Genomic DNA, 17,987 nt, shown 5'->3' with positions numbered 1-17,987 from the left:
TGAAACGCTGAAAGTCTTATTAGATAAGGAATCTAGAATTTAGATGCGTTTGCCCTAAATCCAGTATTGACCAGTCGAAGGGTGAGAAACTGCCCCAACTGTTGCGCTATATTCCGTAACCAAGCCGCAGGATTATGATTTCCTCGTTGTTCTAACCATGTTGCATAGTTTTCCATCACCTGCAAAAATTCGGGATCAATCAATTCCTGATTTGCTTGCAGAATATTAGTTCGTTCCTCATCATCAGTACAAGCGAGCAACTGTTTAATTAAATTAATATATGCTTGGGCGCGTTGTTCATTCATTGTCTGTACTGTGATTAGAATGATTGAATGAGGGACTATGATGTTTTTTGGCGGATGACTCTATGATAGGATGAGTCCCCTTGATATAGGGCGATTATGACACAGAATGCTATAGAGGATATTAACTATAAACGCTCAAACTCATCAACCCTTAATCCCGCTTGCCTTAAAATACTGCTAATTGTACCGATTGTTACCTCCTTATAACAGGGAACAATCGTTGTCATTTTTCCTTCGGGAGTATCCTTGGCAAACTTAACATGACTCCCCTTTTGACTAATAACTTCAAACCCTGCCGCTTCCAACTTGCGTTTAATCTCACGATAAGATAAAGGCTTAAGCGGCATTGATTTCTACCTCTATCTTCTGTAATCGGGGAATAACTGTTGCACAAGGCGGTTCAAAATGTAATTCTAAAGCCTCTTGCAGATTGTTTAACGCCTCGGTTTCTGTTTCCCCTTGACTAGCAACATCAACCTCTAAACATTGGGCAACAAACCAATTATCTTCTTGAAAAATTCTCGCTGTAAGTACCTGTCTCATTTTCACTTTCCTGATTGAGCTTTCCATGATTATAGGTCAGGCTAGAATGACAGTCAATTAAATAATCATATAGATCATGCTTTAGACTTCTACATAAGTAGTCGTGCAAAATTAATTTCTTGGTTAGGATAGGCACTCATGCAAGAGGCAAAAGGCAAAAGCTTTATCGAAATGTGTAATCAATTTTGCTTAGGTACTTAACAAGATTCTATACTTTATATCCCGTAACCAAGCCGCAGGAGTATTATTTCCTTGTTCTTCTAACCCTGTTGCATAGTTTTCCATCATTGTCTGTACTGTGATTGATGTGATTATGTGATGGACTGTGATTTTTTTTTGAGAGACCAACCCTATGATATATAGCGTTTCCTGTTCGCAAGAGGTACATTGTCGATGGTGAAAAGTTTAATCAGCAAAGGTTTCACTGTGCCACACAGGTGTGAGAAACGCTATAATGTGATACAATAAATATTCGTGATTGTCTAGGACAAAGGATAACCTAGTCATAGTTTATCGTTCAATTATTCTAATCATAGTTTAGACATTATTAAGGAGAAAGACTATGGACATCACCATCCATCTTAGCCAAGAACAAAGGGAAAAACTCGCCTACATCCAACAACATAGCGATCAGGATATCACTACCCTGCTCAATCAAGTTATTGAGCAACAATATACCAAACTACACCCGCGCAACTCAGATTCCCTTAAAGTGCTGAAAGAAAGCGGTTTTATTGGGTGTGGACAAGGTTCGCCCGATCTTTCTACTAATTATAAAACCATCCTGAAGGAAGAATGGTCAGCCAAACATGATTATAGTTGATACAGGCTTCTGGTTGGCTCTCGCCAATGAGCAAGATAATCATCATCAGCAAGCACAGCTTGTAATTCAAAGATTGCGAGAACCCCTAATAACAACCTGGTGTGTTGTCACCGAAACTTGTTACCTTTTGCTAACTCGTCTCGGTAATCATGCTCAACTGCTATTTATTCAAAATTTCTTAGCAGGTGGTTTTGAAGTATTTGAATTACAATCAAATCATGTTAGACGAATGGAACAACTCATAGACCGTTATGAAGATATACCAATGGATCTAGCTGATGCTTCATTAGTAGTATTAGCTGAAAACTTAGGACACGGGAGAATTTTAACGTCAGATCGCCGCGATTTTTCAATCTATCGCTGGCAGGATAACCATACTTTTCAAAATTTATTCTTAGAATATCCTTAGTAATTGGGAATCAAATGAATAGGATTTTTGTGATTGTGTGATTGTCTAAAAACAATCTAATCATAGTCGATCATTTAATCACTCTCAATCATAGTTTAGACGGTATTGTAATTAAGGATTACCGGAAATAACAAACCTACCCACTGCCACTAAAAACCCTCCTACCGCCGTAATTAAAATACCAATTAATGTCCAAATTTGAGCCTGTTGTGAACCTTTAATTGCCTTAACATCTTGCTTCAGGTTATCGATTTCCACCTTTAATACCCGTCTTTCCCCCTTAGCTTCTGTTAACTCAATTTTGATGTCTGTAACATCTTTTTGTAAATTCTCTAATTTGTGATTAATTTGAGCTAAAATTTCCCCTAGGTTTTGTTCAATTATTACTGACATTTATATTTTTCCTCATAATCAAAAAGCTCCCCGAATCATTCACCCTAAAACTCAAAAGTGTTGACCCAGTTTTTGGATAGCAAAAAATAATAAATTTCATCCTTTTCACAAAGCATTTTGGGGGCGACGGTTCCAGAATTCGGGCTAGTCAAAGACTAAACCCGAACTTGACCGAGTTTTTTAATCCTCTAAACTAATCTTGACCGGATTAACTTTCCAAATCTCTTGACAATATTCCCAGATTGTGCGATCGCTAGAGAATTTAGCCATACGAACCGAGTTAAGAATCGACATCCGCGTCCACTTGTCCCGATCGCGATAAGCTTCACTTACCTGTTCCTGACAATCAGCGTAGGATTGATAATCAGCTAAAAGCATATACTGGTCATCGTAGAGGAGAGAATCAACGATCGGCCTGAATAATTCCTGGTCACCATGGCTAAAATAACCACTCTTAATTCGATCGATCACTCCCTTCAATTCGCGATTATTTTTGTAATAGCTCATCGGTTCATAACCGTGTGCTTTCTTAGCATAAACTTCTTCTGCTGTCAAGCCAAAAAGGAAGAAATTTTCTGCCCCTGCTTCCTCGCGAATTTCGATATTAGCGCCGTCCAGAGTCCCAATGGTGAGGGAGCCATTCATGGCAAACTTCATATTACCGGTTCCGGAAGCTTCCTTACCCGCCGTAGAAATCTGTTCGGAAAGATCCGCCGCCGGATAGATGCGTTGACCCAAAGAAACGTTAAAGTTAGGCAGGAAAACCAATTTTAAACGACCTCTGACATCAGGATCCTTATTCACAATTTCAGCCACAGCATTAGTTAACTTAATAATTAACTTCGCCATAAAGTAACCGGGGGCTGCCTTACCACCAAAGATAAAAGTGCGCGGCACAATATCGATCTGAGGGTTCTGTTTAATGCGATTATAAAGGGCGATAATGTGCAGAACTGCCAGATGTTGGCGTTTGTATTCGTGAATCCGTTTTACCTGCACATCGAAAATCGAATTAACATCCACTTCGATATTGCGGGTTTTCAGCATATAAGCCGCTAAATCGGCCTTATTCGCCTGTTTAATTTCATACCAACGCTGACGGAATTCAGGATCATCAAGGTATTGTTCCAGTTTTCGCAATTCCTTCAGGTCTTTTAACCAATTATCGCCGATTTTTTCGGTAAATAGTGCCGATAATTGGGGATTGCTCAATAAAATCCACCGGCGCGGGGTGACACCATTGGTTTTATTGTAGAATTTTTCTGGCCAGAGCATAGCAAACTCTTTCAGGGTGTCTTTTTGCAGTAACTCCGTGTGTAAGGCAGCGACTCCGTTAATCGAGTGACTACCCACACAGGCTAAATTAGCCATGCGAATTTGTTTATTACCCCAACCAGCTTCTTCAACTATCGACAATTTGCCCAATAATTCCTCGTTATCGGGAAACCAAGTCCGCACATCGTCGAGGAAAAAGTGATTAATCAGGTAGATAATTTCTAGATGTCGGGGTAGCAATTTCCCGATCAGATCCGCCGACCAACGTTCTAGGGCTTCTGGCAATAGGGTATGATTGGTATAAGCGAAGGTTTTTTGGGTAATTGCCCAAGCTTTTGACCATTCTAAGCCGTTTTCATCCACTAACAAACGCATTAACTCAGCGATCGCAATGGCGGGGTGAGTGTCGTTTAGTTGAATAGCGGCGGTTTCGTGGAAATTTTGCAGATTTTTGTGGCTTTTTAGGTGAATGCGAATTAAATCTTGCAGGGAAGCGGCCACAAAAAAGTATTGTTGGGCGAGACGTAATTCGCGACCGGCGGGGGTATTATCGTTGGGATAAAGGACTTTAGAAATGGTTTCCGCGTCCATTTTTTCGGCCACGGATTGATCGTATAACCCGGCGTTAAAAGCCTCAAAATTAAACGATTCACTTGCTTCTGCTTTCCAGAGACGCAAAGCATTAACCGTGTTGGTTTTGTAACCCGGGACGGGGGTATCGTGGGGAATGGCTAAAACCCGACGTTCCGGCAGCCATTGTACCCGTTCTTGTCCCTTATCATCGTGATAGATTTCCGTCCGGCCACCCAGTTTTACTTCCACACTTTCATCGGGACGGGGTAATTCCCAAGGATTGCCGAAGCGTAGCCAGTTATCGGGGATTTCCACCTGCCAACCGTCTTGGATCATTTGATGGAAAATGCCAAATTCGTAGCGGATACCGTAGCCGATGGCGGGAATTTCCAAGGAAGCGAGAGAATCAAGGAAACAAGCCGCTAAACGCCCTAAACCGCCGTTGCCGAGGCCGGGATCTGGTTCCTGTTCGATAATTTCCTCAAAATCAAGACCTAATTCCTCGATCATCTCTTTGATTAGGTCGTAAATACCCAAATTAGCGAGATTATTACCTAAATACCGCCCCATGAGAAATTCGGCGGAGAAATAGCAGACGAGTTTAACTTTTTCTTGTTTGTAGGTGTCGGTGGATTTCAGAAAACGACGCAGCAGGCGATCGCGAACGGTGTAGGCAAGGGCGACATAGTAATTGTAGGGACTGGCATTAGTGCGGTTAACCCCTTGCAAATAAAATAGATTGTCCAGAAAAGCCCGTTTTAGGGTTTCGGGACTCATGCCGGTGCGATCGTCTTCAACTAAAGTGGGGCATTGAAGTGCTTCACGCCCATCAGCTAGGGTAGAGGTTGTCTCCATGGGTTTTTGTTGTCCATATATTCGGGAGTCGATCGCCGATCAGACCTGATGACGATATCCTTTATAGTTTACTTGTTACCTTTTGGAGAGACTCAGACATTTAGATTTCTATTGGTTTTGAGGGGATCAGCGATCGCAATTACCAACAAAAAAAGGGTGAACCCTGTCCACCCTTCCACAATTATTCACAAAAAAAGCCTAATAGCGTTTTTTTCTGTCACCACCACCACCATTGAAGGGTGCGCGCTCTTCACGCTCGCGGGCTTCGTTAACTTTAATTGATCGCCCCATCCATTCAGCACCATCCAGTGCGGCAATTGCTTTGGTTTCCTGGGCTTTATTTTCCATTTCCACGAAGGCGAAACCGCGTGTGCGGCCCGTATCCCGATCCACGGGAATATGGACTCTTTTAACCTTGCCGTACTCTGCAAAGACACCGGTTAGATCCTCTTGGGAAATCTCGTAAGAGAGATTACCAACAAAAATAGACATAATACTTGAATCCTCGATCAATACTCGAAACGGTGTGGAGACACAAAATTCAGGGAGAAGCCGAACAATACTAAAGTAAAAGACTTACCGAGTTAATACTGAAAACGAACTTGAACACCAATCTTGACTCTCGCCTCGATCATAACACAGAAAGAGTCGATCGCCGATCAGAATCTGATGGCGATATCCCTTATAGTTTACTTGGGGTTTGCTGAATAAATCTAAAAACCTTGTTAGATAAGGTTTTTAGACTTTTTTTACCTCAAAAAGTGCTGACCCTTGGAGTGATCGGGGGTAAAATTCAGGTACTTTTTCCCTGAAAATTAGGTAACTGACCCCCTGAAAATGGGTAAAACCCCACACCCCACACCCCACACCCCACACCCTGCCCCCACGAAAAACTTTTTGCCGCAAACCCTAATTAACGACAAAAAAAGGGTGAACCCTGTCCACCCTCCCACAATTATTCACAAAAAAAGCTTAATAGCGTTTTTTTCTGTCACCACCACCACCATTGAAGGGCGCACGCTCTTCACGCTCGCGGGCTTCGTTAACTTTAATTGATCGCCCCATCCAGTCAGCGCCATCTAGTGCCTCAATCGCTTTGGCTTCCTGGGCTTTATTTTCCATTTCCACGAAGGCAAAACCGCGTTTGCGGCCTGTCTCTTTCTCAACGGGAATATGGACTCTTTGGACCTTGCCGTAGTCTTGAAAGACCTCGACCAGATCATCTTGGGAAATCTCGTAAGAGAGATTACCAACAAAAATAGACATAATACTTGAATCCTCGAACAATACTCGAAACGGTGTGGAGACACAAAATTCAGGGAGAAGCCGAACAATACTAAAGTAAAAGACTTACCGAATTAATACTGAAAACGAACTTGAACACCAATCTTGACTCTCGCCTCGATCATAACACGAAAAGACTGGAGTTAATGTTAACTTTTATTCTCTGGGGCAAGAGACTGTTTTGGCTATCGGTGGCTACTCCCTCAACCGCCAGCTTTTTTCTCCCGACGAAATAACCAAATCATCAGGGCCACCACACCGATTTGTAGGGCAAAATTGGGTAAAGCGGTGGCTACGTCCCTGCCTGCCGCTAATTGGGCCAGAAAAACCACCGCACCAATAAAACCGGAAGCACCTAAACCGAGATAGATAAACTGCCGCAGACCTCGGTAGGGATTGGCCGCTTCCTCTTTCAAGCGGGCGTATTTTTGGGTATCGAGTCGAGGGGATTTGCTCATAAAAAAATCTTTCTAGCTTTGTATCTATTGTCCGTGATATAATCGGGAACTGGCAATGTGCCGATGTAGCTCAGTGGTAGAGTAGTTGATTCGTAATCAATTGGTCGTGGGTTCAAATCCCATCATCGGCTTGGGGTTTTACCTCCCGGAAGTTGACTAAGAAATACTGGTACAGTGGTTAAATGCCTTGGTTTTGTGGCGGCTATGGCAAAACCCCCTAAGGCCTTTGCCAGAGATTTGCGGCTCTCTTGGGTTTGGTGGGTAAAATCTATTCTCAGATACATTCCCACTGGCGAGCGAATGGAACGAACCACAAAGACACAAAGGACACAAAGATTGATCGGTCTTATATAAGTTAAACTTATCACAACAAGAGTAAGAGAGCCGATTGACTTCAATAAGCCATTTTAGCAGCAAACAAGAGGTAAAAGAGTTAATTCCTCTAACCGATCGTTCCCTATTTTGGTCGAAATCTTTGGGAAAAAATCAGCTAGTTACTAAAGAAAAGTTTGAATAATTTCTGTGATCGCTTGACGTTGGCAATCGTCATATCCCCAGCGTTCTAGAAAGGCTTGATATTCTCCTTGTCCTGTGTTTAAACTGGTAGCTAATTGTCGTAATTTTTCCCCCAAGGCTGGCGATAATAACTGCTTAATTAGTTGACTGGTTTTTTCTTGGACTTTCTCAGAACCTCGAGCATTTTCTTCGTCTCCTTGACTGCGATGATAGATGACCATTGCCGTGGACATGACCAGATTTTTAACTAATAATTCATTCACCAATGTCGGGGAAGTTTTTAAAGCGGTGATTACCTCCAAACTAGGATATTCCGTATAGGATAAATCGCTGGTTGAATAAGTAACAAAGAATCCTCTGGCTCCATTTTCTGTTGAGACTAACTCAGTAATTTCCTGAGTGATTGTATCGGTATCTAAAAACTCAATTTGACTTAGTAAATCTTGAGTTTGCTGGATAGCATTTTCAAAAGTTATACCCATAACAATAAATATCCTTCTGTGAAGTTTAATAGAAAAATACTAAGCGTCTAAAGCATTTAACCAATTAGTTAAATCCTCCACTGTCAAAAAATCCAATAAAGCTTCTCCCACTCGTTCCAGAGCATCAATATTTAAGGTTATAATCCAACTCTCTAGAGCCACATCAATAGCTCCTAACTTACGTTTAATCAGACGAATAATTAGATTTCTTTCTCTTGCTAAACTCTGTTCTAAACCTCGGCGCATCCCACTGGTGGTAATCTGCATAACTCCCTCCTGTTCGGGTTGAATAAATGTGCTAATCTCCTGTTGAAATTCGGCTCTTCGTTACTTGGTATGGTTCGATATGGGGGCATAAATCGACTCAATCCTTATCTGGCAAGAGATTTAATTGATTAGTTCGCTCCAGATCGCAAACAATTGACAAAAATTGCGGTAATGTCTGTTTCTATAAGGGTTTCATCCCTTATAACCCCCGTCCATTGCATAACACAAACCGAAGAGCCGGAAAAATCATCGGGAGTTAGGAAATGAACTCCCTCTTGGTTAAACTTTCGTCGGAGAATTATCGCTAAAACTTTACCCTCTTTCATGATTTGAGAAATTGGCAAAGAGTTAAATTGACTCTCTTGGATTTGGTGGGTAAAATGTATTCTAAGATACATTCCTCCTAGCGAGGGGGTGGAACGAACCACAGAGACACAAAGGACACAAAGATCGATCGCTTCTATGGTAAGTTGAGCTGATCACACAGAACCTAGAAGAGCCTTAAATTTACTTTCGGCTCTTCGGGACTTGGTATGGTTCGATAGGGGGGCATAAATCGACTCAATCCTTATCTGGCAAGAGATTTAATTGATTAGTTCGCTCCAGATCGCAAACAATTGACAAAAATTGCGGCAATGTCTGTCTCTATAAAGGTTTCATTCCTTATAACCCCGTCCATTGCATAAGACAAACCGAAGAACCTTACTTTCTGGCTTATTTTTCTGATTTGGTCGGCAGAGAAAATCCAAAGATAAAAAGTCTGCAGCTAGTTTAAACATGAATTGAACCCTCCTTAGGAAATGGTTGTGAGAAAGGCTGAAATTAATTTACAGAAAAGAAACGGCCAACCTATGACTAACTTTTGTTACCGCTCAACTAAACTTACTCAAACTTACTTAAAAGCCTGAAAGCTTAGTCATTCGTAGTGGGTCAAGCACTACAGGATTAAACGGCAAACCCTTTATTCCCTGGTCAATGACATCAGGAATTACTTTTCTAATGATGTTAAATGCCCCATTGACATCGGCATTTAACAACTGATTTGTTTCCATTTTATAAAGTCCCCTAGCTAACCTTTTTCCCTTAAATAATGGTTTTTCTTCACCATATTTCGGTAACTCATCCCTATCTAAAGCACTGGATTGTGAGGTATAGGATTCTTCAGTTATTATGACTTTTATTCCTTTTAATTGAGCTTTATAGGTTAACATTTCTATTAATCTATTATGGGGAATATTGACAAATTGTTGATTATTCCTTTTTCCTAGATTAAGAGATTGTTTCATCCACTCATTATGCCCAATTATTAACGTCCCTATTTGATGAATAGTACACCAATCTATTACTCTTTTACTGGCTGTGTGTAGATAATTTTCTACTCGACAGTTTCGTTTATGGGTCAGGAATAGCAATCTCTTAGATGAGGGTTGATTATTTTGGGTTTTCAGTTGAGATTGTAAGCGGGAACGTTGTTTGTTGTAGAAGGTGTTAATTGCTTTTAACGGTCTGCCATTTACCAAAAGAGGTGCTACACCTGTTTGATTTGTAGTTACAGCCATTAAGTTATTAACTCCTAAATCTATCCCAGCTATCTCTTGTTTATCTGTGGTTTCCGACCGTCTTTCATAGACTATTTCAATGACATAACAGCTACTTTTGGGGACAATTCTCACCTCAATTATTTCTCTTCGGGAAGTGGTAATTTTTAAGTCGCTCATAGACAAGTGACAAATTCCTTCTTTTAGAGGTTTTTTATAAATTGATTCCTGAGAATATATCAGCAGGTTTCTTCCTTTGGTTTTGTCCTTATACTTAATAATTTTGGGTTTTCCTAAAAATTTTTCAGGGTGTTTTTTCCAAGCTCTAAAAGCGGCAAAATAACTAACCCAAGCTTGCTCCAATCTTCTGATTATCTGCTTGCTCACTTTCGTGGGTAAAGCTAAATAATCTGAGGTTTTAGATACCAGATAATAGAGTTGATTGAAACTCAGTTTTTGGGAGTTTTCAAAGAAATATTGGCGATAATGGTAGTTAGCTAGATTGAACAAATTTTTTGACAAAAAGGCATAATGGTCTATTTCTGACCATAAGGGATGGTTTTGACTGATAATATGACGTTCAACTAGCTTCATATCTTGATTATACCTGATAAGTAGTCGTGCAAAATAAATTTCCTAGTGAAAACAGGCAAGAGGCAATAGGCAAGAGGCAAAAGCTTTATCGAAATGTGTAATTAATTTTGCTTAGGTACTTAACGTTCTTAAAATCTATCGGTGGCAAAAGTTACTTATTTTAGTTATATAGCTACAGGAATGAGTAACTTTAAAAAGCTTTAGTTAGGTTTTTGGTTTCTGTGGTTAACCCCTAATAGGCCAGGGTGAGAGCATCTCAAACGCTATTGACAATTGACTTGTGATCCGCGTCGGCATTTCAAGTGATACCAGTCAATCATCATAGTTACGAACTCGACCCATTTGGTTGATTTTTGCTTAACAATTGAGATGGCAAATTCTACTTAAATATGCCTGAACCGGCCTCTGGGGAAGCAACTCACATAAAGTTTATTTGATCAAGGATTGTTAAGATTGGCTTACCCTCCTAATGGGCCGATTTAATTTACTAAAGCTTAATCTAATTAACAAGATATTGATTTAGTTAATACAGGTTTAATCTCGATTAAGGCAATGACATTATACCATACATTTAAAAAAATACAAGCGTAAATTGGTTTTTTTAAAATCTTTTTATAGACGAGCTTAACTTATCTTAAAATGTAGTGTACGGCTTACCTGCCATCCTTATTTGACTGACGGCTAACTGCTATATTTTCTGATGATGATATAAATAGCAAAAACTATAGACGAATAGCTATGAGCTTTGGTGAAGAATTTCAATTACTGCTGCGGGCCCGCTATCCTCTCATCTATGTTACCACCTTAGAAGAAGAACGTCTCGAAAAAGCGATCGCCGATATTGCCAAACAGAGCAATAACCGTGCTGTCTATGTCTGGGATTTTGTGGATGGTTATCAAGATAATCCCAATAATGAGAACTTTGCTCGGCGTAATCCCCTGCAAGCTCTTGAATTCGTCGAAAAGCTGCCGACTAACATCGCCGCCATCATGATTTTACGCGATTTCCAGCGCTTTCTCGAAGATATTTCCATCGCCAGAAAATTGCGTAATCTTGCCCGTTCCCTGAAATCTCAGCCTAAAAACCTAATTATCGTCGCTTCCGAACTGTCTATCCCCTCGGATCTCACCGAAGTAATCACCGTCGTCGATTTTCCCCTCCCCAGTGGCGAAGAAATTAAACAGGAAATTCAGCGATTAATCGCTGCCACCGGACAACCCGTCAAAGAACCACTCCTCGATGAATTAGTGCTTTCTGCCCAAGGATTATCCCTAGAGAGAATTCGTCGGGTTTTAGCTAAATGTTTAGCCAGTCACGGCAAAATTGAGCCAGAGGACGTGGAATTAATTTTGGCAGAAAAACGCCAATCGATTCGTCAAACCCAGATATTGGACTTTTATCCCGCCACAGAGCAGATTTCTGACATCGGCGGCCTAGATAATCTCAAAGATTGGCTGATTCGTCGCGGTGGTGCTTTTAGTGAACGCGCCCGCGCCTACGGTTTACCCAATCCCCGGGGTTTACTATTGGTGGGAATTCAAGGAACGGGTAAATCCCTGACAGCGAAAGCTATTTCCCATCATTGGCACTTACCGCTACTACGTCTAGACGTGGGGCGTTTATTTGGCGGATTGGTGGGAGAATCGGAATCGCGTACCCGTCAGATGATTAATCTCGCCGAAGCTTTAGCCCCCTGTGTGCTGTGGATAGACGAAATCGATAAAGCTTTCGCCGGAGCGGAGGGAAAAGGCGACGGAGGAACCACCGGACGGGTTTTCGGGACTTTTATCACTTGGTTAGCGGAGAAACAATCGCCAGTTTTTGTCGTCGCTACGGCTAATAACATCCAATCTTTGCCCCCGGAAATGTTGCGAAAAGGACGCTTCGATGAGATATTTTTTGTCGGACTACCTAGCCAAAAGTCCCGCGAGGAGATTTTTAGCGTTCATCTGGGGAAAGTCCGGCCCCATAATCTAAAAAGTTATGATATAAAGCGACTAGCCTACGAAACTCCTGATTTTTCGGGGGCAGAAATCGAACAAACCATCGTGGAAGCGATGCACATCGGGTTTAGTCAAAATCGCGACTTTAGCACCGATGATGTGCTTGAGGCCGCTAGTCAGATTATACCCCTAGCCCGCACTGCTCAAGAACAGATCCAGTTTCTACAGGATTGGGCCAAGTCCGGTAAAGCTCGTTTAGCCTCTCGCGATGATCGTTTTAATGTTAATCCTAACAGTTAATTTAGCACCAATATGAAGCGTTTATCTGGTTTATTACAATTTATGGTTGGTTTTGTCCTGGGAGTGTTCATTTTAGTCGGTGGGGCCACTGCTGTCGCCTATATACTTCTCTCTGGTATGAATTCTAATCCTCCTAAACCCGTCTTTACCGAGGAGAAAAAAGAGGAAACTAAGGAGGAAAAAGCCGCTAAACCCATCCCCACTACTCCCGTCCAAGAACAACCCCAAGCTGAGGTGAAAGAGTCTCCCACAGCTGCCCCAGCACCAAAAGCTGCCCCGAAACCCAGTCCCGAAGAAACAAAAAAAGAAACCACATCCGAGGGTTATCAAGCGCGGGTGACATGGCAAAGCGGTTTAAGTCTGCGCTCGGAACCTACCAGTGAATCCACTCGTCTCGGCGGTCTGGATTATAATACTAAAGTCAGTGTGGTGGGAACCAGCAGCGATGGGCAATGGCATCGCGTGCGTCTGTCCGATGGTCGCGAAGGTTGGATTAAAGCAGGTAATATTTCCAGAGTCGAGTAAATATTTATAAGGGTTAGGTTTTCTAAATCTACCCCTTTCCCTAATCAGTAATTGGACAAAATTAAATTGACACTCTGGCAGGAGAGAACCCCAGAACTGCTCAACTCCAGAAGTAAAAAATATCTGTGATTAATTCTGTCTAGGTATTCAATCACTACTTCAAGAGCGATTATCGCGATTAACTTTTCTGATTAACCAATAACTTGCCGCTAAAGCTAAGGTTCCCACGGTGAGCGCAATTAAATCATCTTTACTGTATTTCTTGGGATCGAAAATAATAATTTTTCGAGAGATGGCAATTAAAGCCGTAACTACGACTAATTCAACCTGTACGATGTGTTTTCTTAAGTAAGCAGTGACGTTTTCTAATAACTCTAAGGCGATTAAAATATTGAGAAATAATCCGAAGATTTCAATTAAAGTTTTACTAAAAAAACCGACGGGTTCCGTAGTAAATAAATCTTGGATTAAGATAACTACTAGATCATAAAGAGAAACAATAATAACAACAATTAAGGCTACGGATAAAACCTTAGAAACTATGTTTTCAATGAGATGAATCGACCTCATGAAATCTTCATCGCGCCATTGTTGACCAAAATTGATAAGTAGTTTCCGTATCTGTTTGAGCATGATCAATTAAGTAAAAAGTAAAAATTATTATTGTATTTTATTGCTAATTGTTCTATTTAGTTAATAAGTAAGCTGATCCCCCCTTGATCCCCCCTTAATAAGGGGGGCGTTGATCTCCCCTGCCCCCTTAATAAGGGGGGCGTTGATCTCCCCTGCCCCCTTAATAAGGGGGGCGTTGATCCCCCCTTGATCCCCCCTTAATAAGGGGGGCGTTGATCCCCCCTGCCCCCTTAATAAGGGGGGTATCTGACAATTTTTAAAATCTACCTACTTAGAAATAATTTTACTTGAAGAAGGCTTCCCTAGAAAAAAAATCTAGGTGCGATCGCTATTAAGTCAACCGCACCCAAAACTAATACAAATGCTCACATCTAGCTAACATCATCGTGAGCGAAACGATTATAGAGGAAGTCGAGGGCATAGTTACGCAGACGATAATATTCCGGATCCTCCATAATTCTCTCCCGATCGCGGGGACGGGGGAAATGAATATTCATCACTTCGCCGATTTTCGCTTCCGGTCCATTGGTCATCATTACCAGCTTATCAGCGAGGAAAAGAGCCTCATCGATATCGTGGGTAATCATCAAGACCGTACAGCGTTTATCTTGCCAGATTTTCAGCAATTCTTCCTGTAATTCCTCTTTGGTAATCGCATCCAAAGCGCCGAAAGGTTCATCAAGAATCAACACTTCCGGACGGATAGAAAGGGCCCGGGCGATCGAAACCCGTTGTTTCATCCCCCCGGAGATTTGGGGAGGGGTTTTGTCCATAGCTTCGGTTAAACCCACCATAGCTAAATGGTCGCGCACGATCGAGCGTTTTTGTGCCTCTGGAGCATTGGGAGACACCGCATCTACCGCGAGATAGACATTTTCAAAAACGCTTAACCAAGGCAATAAAGCATAGTTTTGAAACACTACCATGCGATCGGGACCGGGTTTAGTAATTGTCTTACCGTTAACTTTAACGATGCCATCGGTGGGAGAAGAAAAACCCGACACCATATTTAATAGGGTCGATTTACCGCAACCAGAGTGACCGATCACGCAGATAAATTCACCTTCATTGATGCTGAGATTAACATCCTTGAGGACGGTGTAGGGGCCTCTGGGAGTGGGATAAACCTTAGAAACTCCTTCAATGGTAACAAAAGCTTCTTTAGTGGGGGTCTGGGTTGCCCGGTTAACGGTGTCGGTGGTGGTGTACATGATTAGTCTTTGGGGGAAATTAGATAATAGGAGCAATGGCTAGGGATAATTGGCTAGGAATTATCCCCTTAGTCGATTTTTAGGCAATTTTGCGGGATTCACTGGCACTAGGACGAGCATCAATAGCCACTTCGGCCATAGTGACGTTTTGTTTGATCTCTAAACTATTGAGATAACCGATCGGATCCTCGGCATCAAACTCGATACCATCGAATAAAAGGATCGGTGTGCGACGATATTTAATATCCCCTAGACCCAATTCCCGGGCCGCGGTACTAAAAACACCCACCCGACAGACGCGTTCGAGAATTTCTACCCAGTTACGGGGGAAAGGAATGTGGCCCCAGCGAGCCATTTGGGTCATCATCCAGAGGTGTTCGGTACGACTGGGACGATTTACCCCATCTCCATAGAACAGATGGTGTGCATATTCTTTCATCGGTCGATCGAGACTGCACGCATAGGAGTTGGGATCACCCAGTTGGATATAATCGATATTGGTACTAAGGTACTGACGACTGGCGAGGATTCGACGAATTTCTTCCTGATTCCCTTCCTCGGCACAGTAGCGACAACCTTCCAGCAGTGCTTTAACTAAAGCGACGTGGGTATTAGGGTATTTATTGGCCCAATCTTCCCGGACTCCCAGGGCCTTACCCGGGTGGCCCTGCCAGATTTCTAAGTCGGTGGCGACGGTGTAACCGATACCCTCCATGGCGGACCTGAGATTCCAAGGTTCACCGACACAGTAACCGTCAATACTACCGGTTTTCAGGTCGGCCACCATTTGGGCCGGGGGAATAGTTTCGAGGTGAACGTCTTTATCGGGGTCAATTCCCGCTGCCGCTAACCAGTAACGCAGGAGCAAATTGTGCATCGAGGAGGGGTGAACAATGCCAAAAATATGGCGCTGATCCCTCGATTCCAATAGCATCTGTCTTAAGGCGTTACCGTCAATCACCCCCTCGTCATAGAAGCGTTTAGCGAGGGTGACACCGTTACCGTTACGAGTCATAGTCAGGGCGCTGACAATCGGCAAAGGTTGCTCCTGATAACCACCGACGGTTAACCAGGTGGGCATTCCTGAAGGCATTTGCGCCCCGTCGAGGAATCCCCCCGCGATCCCGTCCACAACGCCTCGCCAACTGGTTTCCCGGACCAAATTTACCTCATCTAGACCATGTTTAGTGAAGAATCCCTTTTCTTTGGCCACTGCTAGGGGCGCGCAAGCGGTGAGGGGAACAAAACCGATCTCTAGATTGACTTTTTCTAAACCGTGACGGGCAATTACTTCGACTTTGCGAGCGCGTAGTTTTTTGATCCGTTTTTGTTGGTTGAGGAAATAGATAATTTCACTCCGGAGACTGTAGTAACTGGGGTGTTCCACCACTTCCATGCGTTTGCGGGGACGGGGGATATCTACTTCCAAAATACCGCCAATTTTTGAGCCGGGGCCGTTGGTGAGCATGACGATGCGATCGGATAATAGCACTGCTTCATCCACATCGTGCGTCACCATTACCGAGGTCATTTGGTATTCTTCGCACAGCTGCATTAACTGTTCCTGTAGATTACCTCTAGTCAGGGCATCTAACGCGCCAAAGGGTTCGTCTAAAAGCAGGACTTTCGGACGGATGGCTAGGGCGCGAGCGATCGCTACCCGTTGTTTCATCCCCCCCGATAATTCGTTGGGACGTTTATCCACTGCATGACGAAGATTGACCAGATCGATATATTTTTCGACTTCAGCTTTTCTTTCGTCTTCTGATAGTTGGGCGAGAACTTGATCGACGGCTAGAGTGATATTTTCTTTGACGGTTAACCAGGGTAAAAGGGAATAGTTTTGGAAGACTACCATGCGATCTGGTCCTGGTTTTTTAATGCTTTGACCTTGCAAAGTCACCACCCCTTCCGTGGGCAAATCTAAACCAGCGATCATGTTTAAGAGGGTGGATTTTCCGCAACCAGAGTGACCGATGAGGGAGATAAATTCCCCTTTTTTGATCTGTAAATCGATACCTTTCAAGGCCACATATTCACCGCCACCACTGAGGGGGAATACTTTATCAATGTTATCGACAGCGACAAACAAACTCATAGTTTTTTTCTCCTTAAATTGGCTCAAGTTTTAGTTATTTAGAAATGGGGAAAGTTTCCCCATTGATTCCCTATTGACGAACGATTTGAGTTTGCAACCAAGCCATAAAGCGATCGAGCAATAAACCCACACCACCGATATAAAACAGAGCGAGAATAATATCGCTGATGTAGTTATTTTGGTAGGCATCCCAGATAAAGAAACCGATACCGACGATACCCGACATAACGATTTCTGCCGCAATAATCGCTAACCAAGCTAAACCGATCGCAATTCTCAAACCAGTGAATATGTAGGGAAGAGCCGAGGGAATTAATATCTTGAAAAAGAATTTTTGGTTGGACAATTGCAAGACTTGTTTAACGTTGATATAGTCTTGAGGAATTTGTTGGACACCGACGGTGGTATTAATCAAAATCGGCCAAACTGCGGTAATAAAGATCACGAATAAAGCTGCAGGTTGGTTTTGTTGTAAAGCGGCCAAAGATAGGGGAACCCAAGCAAGAGGAGGAACTGTTCTTAGGAATTGGAAAAGGGGATCGAGTGCCTTATTTAAGAAGGAATTTAAACCGACCATAATCCCAACGCCAATACCCACCACTGCGGCTAAAGAATAACCGATTAATACCCGTTGCAGACTGGCTAAAGTTTGCCAGAATAGTCCTTTATCAATGCCCCCACGATCAAAGAAAGGATACATTAAATAAGTACGGGTACGCTCATTGGTGATTAGGTCGGATGGGGGGGGTAATTTGATTAATCCCACCATCGAGACTAATTGCCAAACAATCAGAAAACCCAGGGTACCGATAATGGGGGGAAGAATGTCATGGGAATGCTTTTTCCAGAATTTACCGAAGTTGAAACCACCTTTACCTGTTCTGCTGACGCTACTTGCCATTTTGCCGTTTTCCTTTGTTGAAGATAAAGTTACTTGATTGGGGAGAGAAGAAAACACTTT

At 42.5% G+C, this 17,987-nt stretch carries 19 protein-coding genes, 1 tRNA gene and 1 pseudogene; 5 read left to right on the top strand and 16 right to left on the bottom strand.

Translation table 11 applies throughout. The features are described from left to right. Nucleotides 1-32 precede the first annotated feature (32 nt). The 3 genes from ACQY1Y_RS18270 to ACQY1Y_RS18260 all read right to left on the bottom strand — a co-directional run bounded on the left by ACQY1Y_RS18270 (nt 33) and on the right by ACQY1Y_RS18260 (nt 848). A complete protein-coding gene (locus ACQY1Y_RS18270; protein WP_430013297.1) occupies nt 33-305 on the bottom strand; it encodes a hypothetical protein in 273 nt (90 codons plus the stop codon). Nucleotides 306-430: 125 nt separating this feature from the next. Next, nucleotides 431-652 (bottom strand): type II toxin-antitoxin system HicA family toxin, encoded by a 222-nt coding sequence (locus ACQY1Y_RS18265; protein ID WP_002800940.1) that lies wholly within the window; start codon nt 650-652, stop codon nt 431-433. Then, nucleotides 642-848 carry a type II toxin-antitoxin system HicB family antitoxin gene (locus ACQY1Y_RS18260; protein WP_002740815.1) on the bottom strand — a complete coding sequence of 69 codons (207 nt, stop codon included), beginning with the start codon at nt 846-848 and terminating at the stop codon, nt 642-644. Before ACQY1Y_RS18260 ends, ACQY1Y_RS18265 begins: the two co-directional genes overlap by 11 nt. Before the next feature lie 562 nt (nt 849-1,410). Here ACQY1Y_RS18260 and ACQY1Y_RS18255 point away from each other — a divergent pair. Then, complete coding sequence (locus tag ACQY1Y_RS18255; RefSeq protein WP_002740817.1) at nt 1,411-1,671, top strand: hypothetical protein; 261 nt, start codon at nt 1,411-1,413, stop codon at nt 1,669-1,671. Continuing rightward, nucleotides 1,658-2,080, top strand: coding sequence for a type II toxin-antitoxin system VapC family toxin (locus ACQY1Y_RS18250; RefSeq protein WP_002740818.1), 423 nt, complete (start codon nt 1,658-1,660; stop codon nt 2,078-2,080). Before ACQY1Y_RS18255 ends, ACQY1Y_RS18250 begins: the two co-directional genes overlap by 14 nt. Before the next feature lie 111 nt (nt 2,081-2,191). Here ACQY1Y_RS18250 and ACQY1Y_RS18245 read toward each other — a convergent pair whose 3' ends face one another. From ACQY1Y_RS18245 to ACQY1Y_RS18225, 5 genes are all read right to left on the bottom strand, one after another. Next, nucleotides 2,192-2,473, bottom strand: a complete 282-nt coding sequence (locus ACQY1Y_RS18245) for a hemolysin XhlA family protein (protein WP_430013296.1) — start codon at nt 2,471-2,473, stop codon at nt 2,192-2,194. Nucleotides 2,474-2,653: 180 nt separating this feature from the next. Then, nucleotides 2,654-5,176, bottom strand: a complete 2,523-nt coding sequence (locus tag ACQY1Y_RS18240) for a glycogen/starch/alpha-glucan phosphorylase (protein ID WP_430013295.1) — start codon at nt 5,174-5,176, stop codon at nt 2,654-2,656. A gap of 198 nt (nt 5,177-5,374) precedes the next feature. Beyond that, nucleotides 5,375-5,668: an RNA recognition motif domain-containing protein gene (locus ACQY1Y_RS18235; RefSeq protein WP_430013294.1), complete on the bottom strand. Its 294-nt coding sequence runs from the start codon at nt 5,666-5,668 to the stop codon at nt 5,375-5,377. Nucleotides 5,669-6,148: 480 nt separating this feature from the next. Continuing rightward, nucleotides 6,149-6,442: an RNA recognition motif domain-containing protein gene (locus tag ACQY1Y_RS18230; RefSeq protein WP_430013293.1), complete on the bottom strand. Its 294-nt coding sequence runs from the start codon at nt 6,440-6,442 to the stop codon at nt 6,149-6,151. A 221-nt stretch (nt 6,443-6,663) separates the two neighbouring features. Next, a complete protein-coding gene (locus tag ACQY1Y_RS18225) occupies nt 6,664-6,918 on the bottom strand; it encodes a DUF3493 domain-containing protein (protein WP_002791004.1) in 255 nt (84 codons plus the stop codon). A gap of 59 nt (nt 6,919-6,977) precedes the next feature. Here ACQY1Y_RS18225 and ACQY1Y_RS18220 point away from each other — a divergent pair. After that, nucleotides 6,978-7,049 (top strand) — tRNA-Thr (locus tag ACQY1Y_RS18220). A gap of 366 nt (nt 7,050-7,415) precedes the next feature. On the opposite strand, the gene ACQY1Y_RS18215 is transcribed toward ACQY1Y_RS18220, so the two are convergent. The 4 genes and pseudogenes from ACQY1Y_RS18215 to ACQY1Y_RS18200 all read right to left on the bottom strand — a co-directional run bounded on the left by ACQY1Y_RS18215 (nt 7,416) and on the right by ACQY1Y_RS18200 (nt 10,315). Beyond that, on the bottom strand, nt 7,416-7,916 hold the full coding sequence (locus tag ACQY1Y_RS18215) for a hypothetical protein (protein ID WP_430013292.1): 501 nt from the start codon (nt 7,914-7,916) through the stop codon (nt 7,416-7,418). 39 nt (nt 7,917-7,955) lie between these two features. Further along, nucleotides 7,956-8,284 (bottom strand): annotated as a pseudogene (locus ACQY1Y_RS18210) (DUF4351 domain-containing protein); the annotation flags it as partial. 27 nt (nt 8,285-8,311) lie between these two features. Next, a complete protein-coding gene (locus ACQY1Y_RS18205; RefSeq protein WP_069474347.1) occupies nt 8,312-8,581 on the bottom strand; it encodes a hypothetical protein in 270 nt (89 codons plus the stop codon). Between the two features lie 498 nt (nt 8,582-9,079). After that, on the bottom strand, nt 9,080-10,315 hold the full coding sequence (locus tag ACQY1Y_RS18200) for an RNA-guided endonuclease InsQ/TnpB family protein (RefSeq protein WP_430013291.1): 1,236 nt from the start codon (nt 10,313-10,315) through the stop codon (nt 9,080-9,082). Between the two features lie 738 nt (nt 10,316-11,053). On the opposite strand from ACQY1Y_RS18200, the gene ACQY1Y_RS18195 reads away from it, so the two are divergent. Further along, nucleotides 11,054-12,559 carry an AAA family ATPase gene (locus ACQY1Y_RS18195; RefSeq protein WP_430013290.1) on the top strand — a complete coding sequence of 502 codons (1,506 nt, stop codon included), beginning with the start codon at nt 11,054-11,056 and terminating at the stop codon, nt 12,557-12,559. A 12-nt stretch (nt 12,560-12,571) separates the two neighbouring features. After that, nucleotides 12,572-13,084, top strand: a complete 513-nt coding sequence (locus ACQY1Y_RS18190; protein WP_430013289.1) for an SH3 domain-containing protein — start codon at nt 12,572-12,574, stop codon at nt 13,082-13,084. Between the two features lie 159 nt (nt 13,085-13,243). Here ACQY1Y_RS18190 and ACQY1Y_RS18185 read toward each other — a convergent pair whose 3' ends face one another. From ACQY1Y_RS18185 to ntrB, 4 genes are all read right to left on the bottom strand, one after another. Then, nucleotides 13,244-13,717 (bottom strand): phosphate-starvation-inducible PsiE family protein, encoded by a 474-nt coding sequence (locus tag ACQY1Y_RS18185; RefSeq protein ID WP_002751476.1) that lies wholly within the window; start codon nt 13,715-13,717, stop codon nt 13,244-13,246. A 371-nt stretch (nt 13,718-14,088) separates the two neighbouring features. Then, entirely contained in the window at nt 14,089-14,928 is an 840-nt protein-coding gene (locus ACQY1Y_RS18180) for a nitrate ABC transporter ATP-binding protein (protein WP_287232222.1), read from the bottom strand. 79 nt (nt 14,929-15,007) lie between these two features. Further along, a complete protein-coding gene (locus ACQY1Y_RS18175; protein ID WP_016514940.1) occupies nt 15,008-17,026 on the bottom strand; it encodes a nitrate ABC transporter ATP-binding protein in 2,019 nt (672 codons plus the stop codon). A gap of 70 nt (nt 17,027-17,096) precedes the next feature. Continuing rightward, nucleotides 17,097-17,927: a nitrate ABC transporter permease gene (gene ntrB / locus ACQY1Y_RS18170; protein WP_430013288.1), complete on the bottom strand. Its 831-nt coding sequence runs from the start codon at nt 17,925-17,927 to the stop codon at nt 17,097-17,099. Between the last annotated feature and the right edge of the window lie 60 nt (nt 17,928-17,987).

This window comes from Microcystis ichthyoblabe FBCC-A1114, from assembly GCF_050500245.1.
In the GTDB taxonomy this organism is placed as follows: Bacteria; Cyanobacteriota; Cyanobacteriia; order Cyanobacteriales; family Microcystaceae; genus Microcystis; species Microcystis ichthyoblabe_A.
This window is presented reverse-complemented; position numbering and strand designations above follow the sequence as displayed.